This is a genomic window from Mucilaginibacter sp., assembly GCF_039207105.1.
Classification (GTDB): Bacteria; Bacteroidota; Bacteroidia; order Sphingobacteriales; family Sphingobacteriaceae; genus Mucilaginibacter.
Genome location: NZ_JBCECK010000001.1, coordinates 1 through 17,299, shown reverse-complemented (window position 1 = coordinate 17,299; position 17,299 = coordinate 1). Strand labels below are relative to the sequence as shown.

Below are 17,299 nucleotides of genomic sequence, written 5' to 3'. Positions count from 1 at the left end.
ATATGGTTTATATTGGATTGGTGCAGAACAAATATATAAGGCTCCGGTGAGATGTATTTGTACGATATAGGCCAGCTATTATAAGATATTAGCAATAGGCCTAACCAAGTTTTATATGGATTTAAAAGCGAAACAAAGAATAGCCGATCACAAGTTCATTAACTCGTTGGTAAGATATTGGAAGCCGGGGCGGTTTGACACTTCAGGAGTTATACAAATTTCTTTCAAAGTCGCTAATTTCAATAACGCCGGATTTGTGTCTGAGGCCGCACATAAACCAAGCAGATCATCAAGCAGGTAACCATAAGCACTTACTTCTATCCGTTCCAGTGCATAAGCCGTTTCGGCATCCGCATGGTTATAAAAACTGGCGGCACCAAAATCACCAAATAGCGTATTACCTTCTTCATCTATCAGGATATTGTGCGCATACAGATCGCCGTGCATCATGCGGTTGCTATGCAATTGTGCAGCTACAGATGCTATGGTCAAAGCTATCCTGATAACCTGATCTATAGAAAGGCTCGTATTTTCAGAAAAAACATCGCGCGTACAGCTCTCGAAACTTGGTGGGTTACCCAGATTAAAAAAACGATGTGATATTAGTTCCATCACCAGCCCCACTTTATTTTCGGGATGAGTCCCGATCTGACCAAGCAGTTTTACCAAGCCATAATGCTGGCCTGCAGCCATATAAGCAAGCATTTCATCCTCGGGATTCCCGTCGCTGGTAACATTCCCTTTGAAAAGCTTAACGGCTACTTCCTGTTCTTGTTGATTAACCCGCCACCTGGCTTTAGATATAATACCCGAAGCACCCTCGCCCAACCTATGGCCCATTTCTAATTCCTGGTGATCAATAAAAGGTATCGCCATTGCTACAGGACTAACATTAAATAAATTACCCGAAAATGCAAGCCAGGAAAGCCTGGGCATGTTTAGCAGCCATTGCGGTAAAGTACTTAATTGGTTAGCAGCAATACGCAAAAGTGATAAATTGTTGCAATTGCTTAGTTCAAAAGGCAGCTCCTTTAATTGGTTACCGGCAAGCATTAGTTTTTGCATGCGCTCGCAACTACCTATTTGAGCGGGCAAATCGGTTATTTGATTATTGGTAAGTATAAGCCAGCGAATATTAGTGTTAATTGAGTGGGCGGGCACTTTTTCTATTTTGTTGGCTTTAAAACCAACTATATCCAATAGTGGGCAATCGGCTATTACTTCAGGCAAAACAGTAAACAAATTCTCTGAACAAAATAGTATCTTCAGCTTTTGCAGCTTCCCAAAATCAGCCGGTAATTCACTTAAATTATTGGATGAGAGGTCGAGCACTTCCAGGGTATCTGCCAGCGTGAATATTTCTTCCGGAAAATGCGAAAGCCCTTCGGCAAGTTTTAACGAAACTGTGCCTTTAAGTTCTCCGTTCCGTAATTGTTCAATTGTCTGCATCATTTATACCTAATATCTCTGCGCCGCAAAACTAAGTGTTTTAGCCATTTATTAGTTATGGCTTGCTCGGAAAGGCATCTTGTAAAGCTTTAGCCTCTGTGGCTGTTAACCGGGATAGACTGCCGTGCCTGGCGTCGGGAGGCAATGATATATCATTTTCAATAGTCCAATGCAACAGATCTGATGATGATGAAATACCATATTTATCGGCCATCGGGTAATCATAATATAATAACCATCCATTAGAATTAACCGGATCGGCCATTACACTTGGGCCTTCAGTAATTGTTGGTGCTATTTGTCCGTTGTTTAATGGCCCCTGATAAACAGTATAAGGGCCTTCCAGATTTTTTGAGGTAGCTACCCGGATGCCGCGTCGTTCGCCGTTTTTTACGCCAAACTCTTCCTCTTTATGAAACAAATAATAAGTGCCGTTATGTTTTATCAATGTGCCATCTATTACTGAATAACCGGGTGCAAAAAGCACCTTCGCCGGGGTAAATGTTTTCCAGTCGCTTGTTTTACAATACCACAACCTGCTCTCCTGCCATCCTTCGCTTTTAAAGGTAGATGACCAGAGTAATGTATACTCCTTAGTAGCTTCATCATAAAAATATTCTGGAGCCCATATATTATTTACTAATGCACCAGACTCATCATGAACGTCTTTCATCAGGGGCAGATATTTTTCAAACTGCCAATGTATAAGATCTTTTGATGTTGCATAAATACAACTCGGGCCAAATGTTTTGCGATCTGGTGCTCCGCTACCTCCTCCAGTAGCTACCAGGCGCCAAAGCCCATCAGGGCCTTTATGGATAAACTGATCGCGCATGTGTTGATCCCATATCGGCTTATTATCATTTAAAGGTGTCCAATGGCGCCCGTCTGATGATAAAGCGATATGTAATTGTGCTGCAAGCATTGGATTGGGCAATGGCACTTCAACCGTTTTCCCTTTAGCATCTATCTCTATCCGTGTAGGGTAACGCTGACGAAAATAAGTAAGCATCCACATGCCTTTATCTTGCGCACTGGCCATCTGTATTGTGGTGGTTAATAAGATAGATATAAATAATACGGTCTTTTTCACAGACGCTATTAATGCAGTCACAGTTGTTTTCATGTTTGGTTTATATAAGCATTTGGATAGCTTAAATCAGCTTTGAAAAATAAAAATATTTCTTTACTCATGGTTATACTGTAATAACACTGATACGTAAGCCGTCCTGAGGCAAGCGATTTCACTATTTTTTACGAAAGTAAATCGATTTTTCTGCAAAAACCGATAAACATTTACATATTCGCCAATAAAAATTACCAACTCCATAATGAAACAACACTACTTACGTTTTCTTTTCACTTTAATTTCTCCCGCTATTTTTACAGTTGCCCATGCTCAGTTACCTACCAACCCAAAAGATGGTAAGGGTTATCGCGAAACACCTGTAAAAATAAATGACCTTGTTGACACCAAACTTGATGTGAGATTTGACTATCAAAAGTCTTATTTATACGGTAAAGAATGGGTGACCCTAAAGCCCCATTTTTATACAACAGATTCACTCAGGCTTGATGCTAAAGGAATGGATATTCATCAGATAGCTATTATGAAAGGTGGTAAGCTACAACCACTTCAATACACCTACGAGGATAGTCTTTCTTTGAATATTAAGTTAGATAAAAAATATGCAGGAGGTGAGCAATATGTTGTTTTCATCGATTATACTTCAAAACCAAACCTCTTGCATGATAAACCCGGTTTCAAATTAGATGGAAAAGGCTTATACTTTGTAAATCCTAAAGGCACAGAAGCAGATAAACCTACCCAAATATGGACACAGGGTGAAGCCGAAAGTTCATCATGCTGGTTCCCAACAATTGATAACCCGGGGCAAAAAACAACCCAGCAGTTGAGCATGACGGTTCCTGCCAAATACACTACCCTATCAAACGGATTATTGATAAGCCAGAAAACCAATGCTGATGGTACTCGTACCGATACCTGGAAACAAAAATTGCCACACTCTCCCTACCTGTTCATGATGGCTATTGGCGATTTTAAAGTATACAAAGATAAATGGCGCGATAAAGAAGTTAACTACTACCTGGAGCCTAAGTATTTCCCTTATGCGAAGGCTGTTTTTGGCCAAACACCCGAGATGATGGAGTTTTTCTCCAAGGCATTAGGTGTCGATTTTCCGTGGGAAAAATATTCGCAGGTTGTTGTAAGGGATTACCCTTTGGGCGCAATGGAAAATTCATCGGCTACGCTGCTGGGTGATTACGTTCAGAAAAGTCCGTGGGAATTGATAGATGATCCTAACGGGACCGGTGGAACAACCATAGCACACGAACTTTTCCATCAGTGGTTTGGCGATTTAGCTACCTGCGAAAGCTGGAGTAACGAAACCCTGAATGAGTCCTTCGCTGTATTTGGTGAAAAATACTGGAACGAGAAGAAATACGGTAAAGACGATGGCCAGGCAAAACGTTATGACGAGCTACAAGCTTATCTTAATAACAAAACTGCCGCAAATCAAAATCTGGTTCCGTTCTATTACTCAGACAGTGAAGGAATTAATGGTTCAAATATTTATGATAAAGGTGGCTTGGTATTGAACATGCTGCGCAATTACCTGGGCGATGAGGCATTTTTTAAAGGTTTGGGTGTTTACCTTAAAAACCGGTCGTTTAAAAGCGCGGAAGTACAAGACCTGCGTTTAGCCCAGGAAGAAGTATCCGGCAAAGACCTGAACTGGTTCTTTAACCAATGGTATTACGGAGCCGGCCATCCTATTCTGGATATTACATATCGTTGGGATGAAGCTACTAAAACAGAAAAGGTTTTTATCAGCCAAAACCAACAGGGTCAGATTTTTCTATTGCCAATTGCTGTTGATGTATATGCAGGTTCAAAAACAGAACGTCATCAGGTTTGGTTAAGCCACGCCAAAGACACACTGAGTTTTAAAGTAGCCACCCAACCTGATCTGGTAAATGTGGATGCCGATAAAATACTGTTAACAAAAAAAACCGATCATAAAACCATGACCGAACTGTTATTCCAGTATCAGCATGCTCCTCTTTACATGGATCGCTTTGAAGCTTTATTAGCAGCCACAGATCAGCAATCTACAGCAGAGGGTAAGCAGATATTGACCGCCGCCTTGAAGGATAAGTACTATGGCTTGCGTATTAAAGCAATCAAGGCTATTAAAACAGATGACCAAGCGTTTATGGCTACCTTATTACCTACAATATCAGATCTGGCCAAAAATGATCCGAACTATCCTGTACGTACAGCCGCATTAAATTTGCTGGCTAAAACAAACGCTCCTGCATATAAAGATATTTATGTATCATCTTTGCAAAGCCCATCGTTTGGTGTTCGCGCAGCGGCATTAACAGCGCTTAATACCATTGCACCTGAACAGGCATTTAAAACAGCTAAAGAGTTGCAACCGCAGGCAGAAGGACCTATTTCTTTAGCTATTGTTAGTGTTTACGCAGCAAACGGTAGTGATAGCGAATGGCCTTATGTTACAGCCGCGTTTAAAAAAGCTTCTGTACAGGCAAAATTCGATAACGCCATCAAATCAATGCCAAAAATCATTGGAAGAATGACCAACCGCACTTACGTTGCAGAAGGAATTAACAGCATCCGCGACTTGGCCATCAGCTACAAAAAATATGGTATTGCCGCTCACCTGATCATTTCTCTTGAGGAAATCAGCAAACAGCGTAAAAGCATGAATGACAATGAATCTGCGAAATTAGCAGAAGATGCCATTAAACAAATAAACGACGCCAAGGCGTAAGTAATATTGGTTTCATAACAAAAAGACCGCCTTATAAAAATGTAAGGTGGTCTTTTTTGTTTACATCAATTCAGTTTCAATCGGCTATGATCAACTCTATTTCATGAGTTCTGAATACCTCTTTATGATTTTCCTCAACACCATTATCTGTTATTACATAATTAATAAGCGATAGCGCCCCTAAGCTTGCAAAGGCGCTTTTACCAAACTTGGTAGAATCTGCTACCAGATAAGTAGTTTCTGCTGCATCTATCATTGCTTTTTTTACAACCAGATCACTAATACTTGGGTAGGTTAAACCTGCCTTTAATGAAAGCCCGGCTGTTGCCAGGAACAATTTTTGCACATTAATCCCCTTAAAAAAATCGGCAGCTTTCTGACCAGTTAACGATAAGGTGGGCGGTTTAAATTCTCCTCCGGTCATGATTACTTCGATATCAGGTTCGGCACCTAACATTAGCGCGATGTTTAACGCGTTGGTAATAACTGTTACATGCCTGTTGCCTTTTAATTTTTTAGCTATTTCTGTAGTGGTAGAGCCTGAATCAAGAATGATGGTATCGCCATTTTCAATAAACTCCAGGCACTTGGAGGCTATAAGCTCTTTTTTATCCAAATTATCATGGTTAGCCACAGAAAAAGAACTTACCTGATCTTTTACATTTTTTAAAAAAGCCCCGCCATGCTCCCTGATCAACAGACCATCTTTTTCCAGTTTTTCCAGATCCTGCCTAACTGTAACTTCCGTAACCTTAAAAATTTTTGCCAGATCGGTCACCTTAGCCGAACCATCTTCTTTTAAAAGATCCAGAATTTTATCCCTCCGTTGGTTTGCAAGCATTGTTTATTTTTTAAACTATCAAATATATAACTGCTTCAATGAAAAACAAAACAAATAAAACGAAGCAAATCATAAACATCCAATCTTCAATATCAAAAGGCTAGTTAAAATCTACAAAACGTTATTAAAAAGGAGATTAAAGCTTAAAAATCGAAAACATTGTACATTAATATGATAATAAAGTACAGGATTTTACTTTCCATTTTTTTGTTTTTATTTTCTTTATCTTCTATTTTGGCATTACCAAACGAAAACATTTTCATAGGGACGATGTCTGTGTGAAACCTAAATGCTAATAACAAATAAAAATGACTAACAAAGTAACCCTTGGTGTAATTATTGGTAATCGTGATTTTTTTCCTGATCGCCTGGTTTCAGAAGCGCGTACCGACATCATCGCCCTGTTTAATAAGCTTAATATTAATCCCATCATGCTGAATGAGCAGGAATCAAAACTTGGAGGGGTTGAAACATTCAGAGATGCTCAACGTTGTGCAGATCTTTTTAAAAAACATCAGGATAATATAAGCGGAATCGTCGTTTTCCTGCCCAACTTTGGTGATGAACGCGGCGTAGCCGAAACCATTAAACTTTCAGGTTTAACTGTACCTGTACTGGTACAAGCCTATCCCGATGAATTAAACAAGCTTGATGTTGCCCGTCGCCGTGATTCATGGTGCGGCAAAATATCTGTTTGTAACAATTTTTATCAGTACGGTATAAAATATACACTTACCAATAACCATGTAGTACATCCGTCAAACCCTCAGTTTAGCGAAGACTTGATGAACTTCGTGGCAGTTTGCCGGGTTGTCAAAGGTCTTCGCAAAGTTCGCATAGGTGCAGTCGGCGCCCGTCCGGGTGGTTTTAATACAGTACGTTATAGCGAGAAGATCCTGCAGCGGAATGGTATATCGGTCACCACAGTTGATTTGTCAGAAATATTAGGAAATGCCAATAAATTAACCAAAGATCACTCGGAGGTAAAGGCTCACCTGGATAAGGTATTAGCTTATGCCCCTGCCGGTAAAACACCCGACGAGGCGCTTATACAAATAGCTAAGCTTGATGTGGTACTTAATCATTTTATGGAGGACAACTCGCTTGATGCCACCGCCATACAATGCTGGACATCCTTGCAGCAAAACTATGGCTGTAATGTGTGTACCAGCATGAGCATAATGAGCGAAAATATGCTGCCAAGCGCATGCGAGGTTGATGTTACCGGCACACTCACCATGTATGCCATGCAACTGGCATCCGGTTCACCAAGCGCTCTGGTTGATTGGAATAACAATTATGCTGATGATGAAAACAAATGCGTACTGTTTCACTGCGGTAATTGGGCCAAATCATTTTTACCGGATATTGAAATAAGCAACGCTCCTATTTTAGGTACCACGGTAGGTGTTGAAAACACTTATGGCGCGTTATCTGGCCGCACCCCTGCATCGCCTTTAACATATGGCCGTATCAGTACCGATGATCCTAAAGGAGTCATTAAGGCATACTTTGGCGAGGGTAATTTAACCGATGATGCGTTGAACACCTTCGGAAACCGCGCCGTTGCCCAAATCCCCGACCTACAGGGATTAATGCAATATGTTTGCCGCAATGGTTTTGAACACCATGTGGTTATGAACGCTTCAAAAACAGCGGGAGTATTGAAAGAGGCTCTTGGAAATTATATGGGTTGGGAAATTTATCAGCACGCGTAATGATGATGACTGTAAATGAATTGACTGCGAAGTCTGTAACCTACCGCAAAAAAATACTCCAATATATTGTCGGGGCCAAAGCCGGGCATACTGGTGGAAGTCTTTCTTGTATTGATATTTTGAATGTCTTGTATAATAACACGCTAAACGTATCTCCTGAAAACTTTACATCGCCCGACAGGGACAGGTATATTCAAAGTAAAGGCCATTGTGTGGAAGCGTTGTATGTTGTATTAGCCGACAAAGGCTTTTTTCCTGAAGATGACCTGAACACGCTATGCCGGTATAAATCACATTACATTGGCCACCCTACCCGTAAAGTAAATGGTATTGAACAGAATACAGGCGCATTAGGTCATGGCTTGCCCATTAGTGTAGGTACTGCTATTGCAGCTAAAATGGATAACAAAGACTATCGGGTTTTTACACTCCTGGGCGATGGCGAACTACCTGAAGGTTCAAACTGGGAAGCCGCGCTTACCGCGGCTCATTATAAGCTTGATAATTTGTGTGCCATTATTGACAACAACAAACTACAGATCACCGGTACCAATGCTGAAGTTTGTGACACCGACCCCATTGATACCAAATTTGAAAGTTTTGGTTGGGCAGTAAAAGAAATTGACGGGCATGATATTAACGCCCTTACCGAAGCCTTTGCCTCCTTACCTTTTGAAAAAGGAAAACCAAGCCTCATTATAGCACATACCATTAAAGGCAAAGGCGTAAGCTTTATGGAAAACAGCGTAAAGTGGCACCACGGTGTGCCCAACCAGGAACAATACGAAACAGCCATAACAGAGTTGAATGAAATAATGGCCAGCATTAACTAAACAGATCATGGGAGCAGTTATTGAAAATACTAACATAAACGGCAAGCCTAATCAGGATATATTCTCAGCTACGTTACAAGAGCTGGCCACCGTTGATAAGAGCATTGTAGCCGTAACCAGCGACTCAAGGGGATCCGGTAAGCTGGTCAAATTTGGCACCGATCTTCCGGAGCAAATTGTAGAGATAGGTATAGCCGAACAGAACCTGGTTGGTGTAGCAGCCGGATTGGCCTCAGCGGGCAAAAAAGCTTTTGCAGTATCACCGGCCTGTTTTTTAACAGCGAGGGCTTTAGAACAAATCAAAAATGATGTAGCTTATTCTAACAACCAGGTAAGGCTTATTGGTATAAGTGCCGGGGTTAGTTATGGGGCATTGGGTTCAACCCACCATAGCCTTCATGATTTTGCGGTGCTGCGCGCCATCAATAACTTGATCATAGCCGCACCTGCCGATAATTTTGAAACCCGGGAAGCAGTAAAACAAGCGGTATTGCTTAACCAGCCTTTGTATTTACGCTTTGGCAAAAAAGCTATGCCCACACTAACCGATGATAAAAACAATGGGTTTGAGTTTGGCAAAGGACGGGTTATAAAAAATGGGAATGACCTTACCATCATAGCCACCGGCGAAACGGTTTATCCGGCATTGCTGGCAGTCGAAAAACTGGAAAAAGAGCACGATATCAAAGCCACTATAGTAAGCATGCACACTATTAAACCGCTTGATAACCAATTAGTATTACAACTCGCGGAAAAAACCGGAGCTATCATTACGGTAGAAGAACACAGCATTTACGGTGGTTTGGGCGAAGCCTGCGCATCGTTATTATTAGCAAGTGGCTATAACAAACCATTTAAAATAATGGGGATACCTGACGAGTACACCATCACAGGTTCACAAACAGAAATATTTGATCACTACGGCTTGTCGGCAGATGGGATTGCGCTTGCCGTAACAGAATTATTAGTAAAACAATGAGATAACCTATCGCCACAAACCTAAAGAATGATGAGATACCTTAAAATATTGCTTTTACTGGTTTGGGCATTTGCCGGTTGCAAAAACCGACCTGATACAGCAAAGCAAAAAAAGATGGCCATTATAGTGTCTACGTTAAATAACCCCTGGTTTGTTTATCTGGCACAAACGGCTGCTGCACAAGCCAAAACACTGGGTTACGAGTCTAAAATATTTGACTCACAAAATAATACAGCACTGGAGACAGATCATTTCGAGAACGCTATTGCTTCTGGTTACAGCGCTATATTGTTTAACCCTACTGATGCTAATGGGTCGGTAGTAAATGTGCTTAAAGCTAAAAAGGCTAATGTTCCGGTGTTTTGCATGGACAGGGAAGTAAATACTGTTGATGGCGCTACCTCGCAGATCTTATCAGACAGCTATTCGGGTAGCGTTTCCGTTGGTAAGTTCTTTGTACAAACTATGCATAAAAAGGGCAACTATGTAGAGTTATTGGGCTTAGTCGCCGATAACAATACCTGGAGCCGGTCTAAAGGTTTTCACAGCTTGGTTGATTACTATCCCGGTCTAAAAATGGTAGCTCAGCAAAGTGCTGATTTCGATAGAAATAAAGCTATGGAAGTAATGGAATCCATATTGCAGGCGCATCCCAATGTTGATGCTGTTTTTTGCGGCAACGATGCAATGGCAATGGGTGCTTACCAGGCTTTAGTTGCAGCAGGCAAAGCCAATCGTGTAAAGGTATTTGGTTTTGATGGTGCCGAAGATGTGGTACAAGCCATCAAGGAAAATAAAATTTCGGCCACAGGCATGCAGTTCCCTAAAGTAATGGCTCAAACCGCTGCCAACTATGCTGATGAATATTTTAAAGGCAAGCGAGATTTCCCTAAAAAAATACCGGTTGCTGTTGAACTGGTCACTACTGATAATATCAACGACTATATAGCTTACGGAAAAAAGGATTAAGTCATGGCAAAAAAAGCACTCAAATATCTTTTGCCCGTAGTGGTAGTGGTCCTTCTGGCTATAAACTCCGTTTACTTTAAAAAGTTAAACGAAGTAAAAGCATCCGCAATAAAGCAGTTTAACGCTACAGCTTATGCCCGCAACTACATTGATCAGCAATTACTAAGCGCTGCCGGCAAAGCTCCGGAAACCGATCAACTGTTAGATCAATTAAAAAACAAACCCGATAGCACTTTCAAATTATACTCTCATGCACTTGATATCGGCAATATCCGTTTTTTTATGACCAAAGGTCAGGGTACCGTTACCTCTATTGATGACAACAATATTTACCTGCTTACGCCAAATAAACAAACCATAAAAATAGCCACTGAATACATTTTTGGGAACGCTTTGCGCGACGCGCCGGGTATCATCAGCATCAATGATTTTACAAATACGATGGACCTCAATAATGTTTCGGCAGAGATCAATAAAATCATACGGACGGATGTAACCCCTCCTTTCAAGAGCAAGGTTAAAAAAGGTAGTAATGTAATATTCGCTGGTGCCTTTGAGCTTAACCAGCAACACATCAACCTGAATAATATTGAAATTATACCGGTATCATTAAAAATAACCAATTAGTGTTAGTAGCAGAAAACATATGTAAAAGATTTTCGGGCATAACCGCGCTTGAAAACGTAAACCTGACCCTCACCGCTGGAAAGGTAACTGCTATTATTGGCGAAAACGGTGCCGGTAAATCGACCCTCATGAAAATACTTTCGGGTGTATATGAAGATTATGAGGGTAATATAGTATTTAAAGGAAATACCGTACGCTTTAAAAATACCCGCGAGGCGCAAAAAGCCGGCATAGCCATTATTCACCAAGAGCTTAACCTGGTACCGCATTTAAGCATAACCGAAAATTTATTTTTAGGCAGAGAATTGATCAATAGCTGGGCCATGCTCGATAAAAAAGCCATGCGCTTGCGAACTGAGGAGTTGCTGGAAAAACTGAAACTTTCAGTAAGTCCCGACACTTTAATTACCGATTTAAAGGTGGGTCAGCAACAGGTGGTTGAAATTGCCAAAGCCCTGCTGTATGATGCCGAAGTGATCATTATGGATGAACCCACGTCGGCTATCAGCGAAAGCGAGGTTGATGTATTATTTGAGAATATTGCCAATTTAAAAAACCAGAGCAAAGCCATTGTTTATATCTCACACAAATTAAATGAGCTGTTTAAAATAGCCGATCATTATACCGTTTTACGGGATGGAAAAACCATTGAAAGCGGCGATATGCAAGCGATGACACACGATATGCTAATCCATAAAATGGTCGGCCGCGATATTGAAATCATCCGGAACACTAATGCTTCCATAACGAAAAATACTTTACTTAAGGTTGATGAGTTATGCTTGAACAAACTGGGCAATGAGCAAAAACAGTTGTTAAAAAACATTTGCTTTGAACTTTACAGCGGCGAGATATTGGGGATATTTGGCTTAATGGGTGCCGGCAGAACTGAATTAATGGAAACCCTATTAGGAATGCATCCAAATCTTTCCAACGCGACAATTACATTAAACAATCAACCTGTTAAATACAAATCTGCGGCAGAGGCCATCAAAGCAGGTATGGCTTTGGTACCTGAAGACCGCAAAAAAGATGGATTGGTTTTAGGCTTAGATGTAAAAACCAATATCAGTTTGAGTTCGATTAATAAAATGCAGGACACTTGGCTCATCAACAATAAAACCGAACTGGATCTGGCTCATAAATATATCAAAGCGCTAAAAATTAAAACACCATCTGAAAAGCAGACCGTAAAAAACCTTAGCGGTGGCAATCAGCAAAAAATCGTAATAGCCAAGTGCCTGGCCACACAACCTAAAGTACTCATGCTCGACGAGCCCACACGTGGCATAGACATTAATGCTAAAAATGAGATCTATAAACTAATAGCAGAACTGGCGGCATCAGGTCTGGGTATCATTATGGTATCATCGGAGTTGCCCGAGATCATGGCTGTAGCCGACCGGATACTGGTTATGGCCGATGGCACCATAACCGCCACCTTTAATGCTAACGAAGCAACCGAAGACAATATACTTAAAGCAGCAATAGCTGACATTAATTAAAATATCCTACTAAATGATTTTAACACAACAACGTACACAGCTGGCTAAATTTCAATCGCTTATTGCGCTGGTATTGCTTTGCATGGGCATAGCCTTCATGTCTGACAAGTTTTTAACCATTGATAATACCTGGAATGTAATGCGGCAGATCTCGGTAAACATCTGTATATCGGTAGGTATGACACTGGTGGTATTAACCTCAGGCATTGATCTTTCTGTGGGTTCAGTATTGGCATTTTGCGGTGCAATTACCGCAGGCTTATTAAAATCTGGTATCGAATTCCCATCTAATAATTTATTCATCGGCTTTACGCTGTTGGGTGCTATGCTGGCCGGTTTAATAGTAGGCGCACTGTTAGGAGCATTCAACGGATGGACGATAACACGCTTCAAGGTACCTCCCTTTGTAGCAACACTTGCTATGCTTACCATTGCCAGGGGACTGACGCTATTATGGACTAAAGGCTTCCCGATTTCTAATCTTGGAGACAATTTCGCACACATTGGTACAGGTTGGTTTTTAGGCATTCCAGTACCCGTATGGATCTCGGCAGCAGTAATTGCATCTGCAGTTATCATCACTCAAAAAACAGCTCTGGGGAGGTACATTTACGCCATTGGAGGTAACGAGCATGCTTCAAAACTTTCGGGCATCAACATTAACAAGGTAAAACTTATTGTTTATTCCATAGCAGGTATGCTGGCTGCAGTGGGAGGTATTATGGTAACCTCCCGGCTTGATTCGGCACAGCCCAATGCTGGTATCAGTTACGAACTTGATTCTATAGCTGCGGTTGTTATTGGTGGCACTTCCCTATCCGGTGGCCGCGGCACTATCATGGGTACCGTGCTCGGTGCTATTATTATTGGGGTACTCAACAATGGGCTTGTATTACTCAATGTATCGCCTTTTTGGCAGCAGGTTGTAAAAGGTGGCGTTATTCTTTTAGCGGTAATTATTGATAAAGCAAATTCAAAAAATGACTAACAATTACATACTCGCTATTGATCAGGGTACCAGCAGTACCAAATGTATCATTTTTGATGGTCAGGGCAAGGTTGTGACCAAAGTCACTGAACCGCTTAAAACACACTATTTGGCTGGAGGCTTTGTTGAACAGGAGCCAGAAGCTATTTATCAAAACGTTCTTGAGGCTGTTAAAAAATGTAAAGATACGTTCTTGTTGGCAGGTGGAAACTTAGCTGATATCCGTTACTGCGGTATATCAAACCAACGCGAAACTTTTATCATTTGGGATAAAAACGGCAAACCGTTGCACAATGCTGTTGTTTGGCAATGCAAACGCTCTGTTTCAGTTTGCGACCAGCTCAAAGAGCAGGGTTTAGAACGATTAATCAAAGAACGCACCGGGCTCATTATCGACCCCTATTTTTCGGGAACTAAACTCGTATGGCTTTACCAAAACAATACTGCCATTAAGCAAGCTATTGACAACAATGAAGCCTATTTTGGTACGGTAGATACCTGGTTACTTTATAAATTGACCAATGGAAAAGTTTACAGTACCGACCATACCAACGCCTCACGTACCTTGTTTTTCAATCTTCAAACGCTAAACTGGGACACAGACATTTTAACCGTTTTTGGGTTGTCAGGATTGAATTTACCACAAATAAAACCGTCTTCTGCTTTTTATGGGCAGTCGGATTTCGATGGTTTGTTTAATACTCCCTTAGATATTACAGCTATGATCGGCGATTCGCACGCGGCCGCTTTTGGAGAGGGATGTTTTGAACAGGGAACTGCTAAAGCTACATTAGGTACCGGCTGCTCTATATTGATGAATATTGGCAACAAACCTACTCACTCGGCCAATGGCATGGTCACTACTATTTGCTGGAGCACAGAGGAGCGGATTGATTATGCTTTGGAAGGTGTAATTGTATCGTGCGGTGCAACTATTGAATGGTTAAAAAATGAGCTTGGCATTTTTACCGAAAGCAGCCATACGGAACAAATGGCAGCCAGCGTACCTGATAATAACGGCGTTTATATTATACCTGCTTTTAGTGGCCTGGGCGCTCCTCACTGGAACATGAACCGAAAAGCAGAAATTATCGGACTAACCTTTGATTGCAATAAAAATCATGTGGTAAGGGCCGCTTTGGAATCTATCCCCTTCCAAATTAAAGATGTTATCGCTACGATGGAAACAGATACCAAGATAGCGTTGAAAAAGCTTATGGTTAATGGCGGCATCACAAACAATCATCTTGTTTTGCAATTGATTGCTGATGTGCTGAAATGCGAACTCGTAAAACAAGACTCACCTGATATATCAGCATTAGGAGCAGCCTATCTGGCAGGCCTAAGCAGTGGAGTATTTAAAAGCCTGGATGAAATAAAGCAACTTAAAAATACTGCTGCAAGCTTTACGCCTACCAATACCCAAAACAACATGCAGCAATATTATAACGAGTGGCTATCACATATAAAAAGAAGTTCTTAATTAGATATATGAAATTAAGCATGGAAAACAATCAGTTGAATAGAAGATATATGCAAGCATATATTGGTATCGCTACCTATTTTCTGGTGAGTTTAGCATGCTTAATGAACTGCTACGCAGCAGATACTCCAAAAGTTGAACGCTGGGGCCGCTATGAAATAACACTCAAAGGGCCAACCAGCGGCAATCCATACACTGATATCGCGCTAAAAGCAACTTTTTCTAACGGTACCGACAAAATAACGGTGAATGGTTTTTATGACGGTGATGGCATATACCAGATCAGGTTTATGCCTACAAAAATTGGGATGTGGACCTACGTCACCAGCAGCAATTCCGCTTTATTAAAAAACAAGCATGGTTCAGTACAGTGTATTGCATCCACAGGTAATAACCACGGTATGGTGCAGGTTTGGAATACCTATAATTTTAAGTACAATGACGGTATGATCTTTTATCCATTTGGCACAACAGCTTATGCATGGACGCATCAAAGCGAACAACTGGAACAAATGACCCTGAATAGCTTAAAAAACGCTCCTTTTAATAAAATAAGGATGTGCGTTTTCCCTAAGTACTATAACTATGTAACCAACGAACCCGAATTGTATCCGTATGAAAAAATATCCTCCACAAAAGAAGCCAATGCCAGCATAAAGTTTGTATGGAACTTTAAAAAATTCAACCCGGCATTTTTCAGGCATCTTGAAAAACGAATAGACGACTTGAACGCTTTAGGCATACAAGCCGACGTGATCATTTTTCACCCCTACGATAAAGGACATTGGGGTTTCGACAGCATGGGCAAGGCAAATGACCTGTTTTATATCAAATACTTAACCGCCAGATTATCATCTTTTCGGAACGTCTGGTGGTCAATGGCTAACGAGTTTGATTATATCAAGAGCAAGTCACGCGATGTTTGGGATACCTATTCGGCCGCTGTGGTAGCCAATGACCCGTACAGGCATTTGTGCTCCATTCATAATGGAAGTGTTTATTTTGATAATTGGAAATCCTATTTCACCCACGTCAGTATTCAAAATGGTTCGCCGGTTGAGGATTTTGGCCGTGCGGTATTATTACGCGATGTATACTTTAAGCCCATAATTTACGACGAAGTATGTTACGAGGGTAACCTGCCTTTAAGATGGGGAAATTTAACCGGCCAGCAAATGACCGAAGCTGTGTGGCAAGGTATTATCGCTGGCACATACGTTACTCATGGTGAAAGTATGCGAACAAAAGGAGATACTATTTTCTGGGCTAAGGGTGGCACATTTAAAGGTGAAAGTCCTCCCCGTATAGGCTTTCTGCGAAACATTATGGAGCAAGGTCCCGGCCCGCTGAAACTGGCCGACCCCTGGAAAGACAACCAAACCGCACAAACCGACAGCACGTATTATTTGATTTATTTTGGCAAACAGGTACAAAAAGAATGGAGATTTAGCCTGCCCAAAAAGAATGGCCCAACTACTGGAACCAAGTTTAAGGTGGATGTTATTGACACCTGGAATATGACCGTCACTCCTATTAACGACGTTTTTGAAACCGCGGAACCAAAAGATTACCGGATTTACGATACACAAGAGAAGACGATTAGTTTACCGGATAAGCCATACATGGCCTTACGCCTCAGGCAAATAAAGTGATATATAACTAAACAAGATCATCAACCAATAAAACATAAACCCAATTATTGCACCAAACACTAAATCCAGCAAAAATGAGATAGAAATTCACTAACCAACAGACCTAAATGAAGAAGTAAATTAAGCGGAAGATGGGCCAACATCCTCCGCCGAAAGATCTGCAATTTTTTGTGAATGGGTTATCACTAACCCTGATAATTAACAGATTGTTTAACTATTAAACTTTTAAATCTATGAAAATAAAACCACTTCATAGTTACGGGCACCCTATTGCCCATTATAAAGCATATTTACCAATATTCAAATACGTTTTCATCTTTACATTCTTGTTTTGTTTGAGAGAATCTGCCTATGCCTCACTCGGAAATTCAAGCTTCACAACCACAAACTCTAATGATACTGAAATAAAAGATATCAGGGTAAAAGGAAAGGTA

The 17,299-nt window shown here is 41.0% G+C and carries 14 protein-coding genes; 11 read left to right on the top strand and 3 right to left on the bottom strand.

The features are described 5' to 3' along the window. Nucleotides 1-147: 147 nt before the first annotated feature. Entirely contained in the window at nt 148-1,452 is a 1,305-nt protein-coding gene (locus AAGC65_RS00070) for a leucine-rich repeat-containing protein kinase family protein (RefSeq protein WP_343110352.1), read from the bottom strand. Nucleotides 1,453-1,504: 52 nt separating this feature from the next. Continuing rightward, on the bottom strand, nt 1,505-2,575 hold the full coding sequence (locus AAGC65_RS00065; protein WP_343110351.1) for a glycoside hydrolase family 43 protein: 1,071 nt from the start codon (nt 2,573-2,575) through the stop codon (nt 1,505-1,507). Between the two features lie 205 nt (nt 2,576-2,780). On the opposite strand from AAGC65_RS00065, the gene AAGC65_RS00060 reads away from it, so the two are divergent. Beyond that, complete coding sequence (locus AAGC65_RS00060) at nt 2,781-5,270, top strand: M1 family metallopeptidase (protein ID WP_343110350.1); 2,490 nt, start codon at nt 2,781-2,783, stop codon at nt 5,268-5,270. A gap of 76 nt (nt 5,271-5,346) precedes the next feature. On the opposite strand, the gene AAGC65_RS00055 is transcribed toward AAGC65_RS00060, so the two are convergent. Next, nucleotides 5,347-6,111, bottom strand: coding sequence for a DeoR/GlpR family DNA-binding transcription regulator (locus tag AAGC65_RS00055; RefSeq protein WP_343110349.1), 765 nt, complete (start codon nt 6,109-6,111; stop codon nt 5,347-5,349). Between the two features lie 308 nt (nt 6,112-6,419). Between AAGC65_RS00055 and AAGC65_RS00050 the strand changes: the two genes are divergently transcribed. The 10 genes from AAGC65_RS00050 to AAGC65_RS00005 all read left to right on the top strand — a co-directional run. After that, nucleotides 6,420-7,829, top strand: a complete 1,410-nt coding sequence (locus tag AAGC65_RS00050; RefSeq protein ID WP_343110348.1) for an L-fucose/L-arabinose isomerase family protein — start codon at nt 6,420-6,422, stop codon at nt 7,827-7,829. After that, entirely contained in the window at nt 7,829-8,662 is an 834-nt protein-coding gene (locus AAGC65_RS00045; RefSeq protein WP_343110347.1) for a transketolase, read from the top strand. The genes AAGC65_RS00050 and AAGC65_RS00045 overlap by 1 nt, the downstream gene beginning before the upstream one ends. Nucleotides 8,663-8,669: 7 nt before the next feature. Next, nucleotides 8,670-9,641, top strand: a complete 972-nt coding sequence (locus AAGC65_RS00040) for a transketolase C-terminal domain-containing protein (protein ID WP_343110346.1) — start codon at nt 8,670-8,672, stop codon at nt 9,639-9,641. A 27-nt stretch (nt 9,642-9,668) separates the two neighbouring features. Further along, complete coding sequence (locus AAGC65_RS00035) at nt 9,669-10,610, top strand: D-ribose ABC transporter substrate-binding protein (protein ID WP_343110345.1); 942 nt, start codon at nt 9,669-9,671, stop codon at nt 10,608-10,610. A gap of 3 nt (nt 10,611-10,613) precedes the next feature. Next, on the top strand, nt 10,614-11,237 hold the full coding sequence (locus AAGC65_RS00030; protein WP_343110344.1) for a DUF2291 domain-containing protein: 624 nt from the start codon (nt 10,614-10,616) through the stop codon (nt 11,235-11,237). Further along, nucleotides 11,237-12,742: a sugar ABC transporter ATP-binding protein gene (locus tag AAGC65_RS00025; protein WP_343110343.1), complete on the top strand. Its 1,506-nt coding sequence runs from the start codon at nt 11,237-11,239 to the stop codon at nt 12,740-12,742. Before AAGC65_RS00030 ends, AAGC65_RS00025 begins: the two co-directional genes overlap by 1 nt. Before the next feature lie 13 nt (nt 12,743-12,755). Next, a complete protein-coding gene (locus tag AAGC65_RS00020) occupies nt 12,756-13,730 on the top strand; it encodes an ABC transporter permease subunit (RefSeq protein WP_343110342.1) in 975 nt (324 codons plus the stop codon). Further along, nucleotides 13,723-15,213: a glycerol kinase GlpK gene (locus AAGC65_RS00015; protein ID WP_343110341.1), complete on the top strand. Its 1,491-nt coding sequence runs from the start codon at nt 13,723-13,725 to the stop codon at nt 15,211-15,213. Before AAGC65_RS00020 ends, AAGC65_RS00015 begins: the two co-directional genes overlap by 8 nt. A 50-nt stretch (nt 15,214-15,263) precedes the next feature. After that, nucleotides 15,264-16,865 (top strand): DUF5060 domain-containing protein, encoded by a 1,602-nt coding sequence (locus tag AAGC65_RS00010; RefSeq protein WP_343110340.1) that lies wholly within the window; start codon nt 15,264-15,266, stop codon nt 16,863-16,865. Nucleotides 16,866-17,098: 233 nt separating this feature from the next. After that, nucleotides 17,099-17,299, top strand: a 201-nt coding sequence (locus tag AAGC65_RS00005) for a hypothetical protein (protein ID WP_343110339.1), incomplete at its 3' end; no start/stop codon positions are given.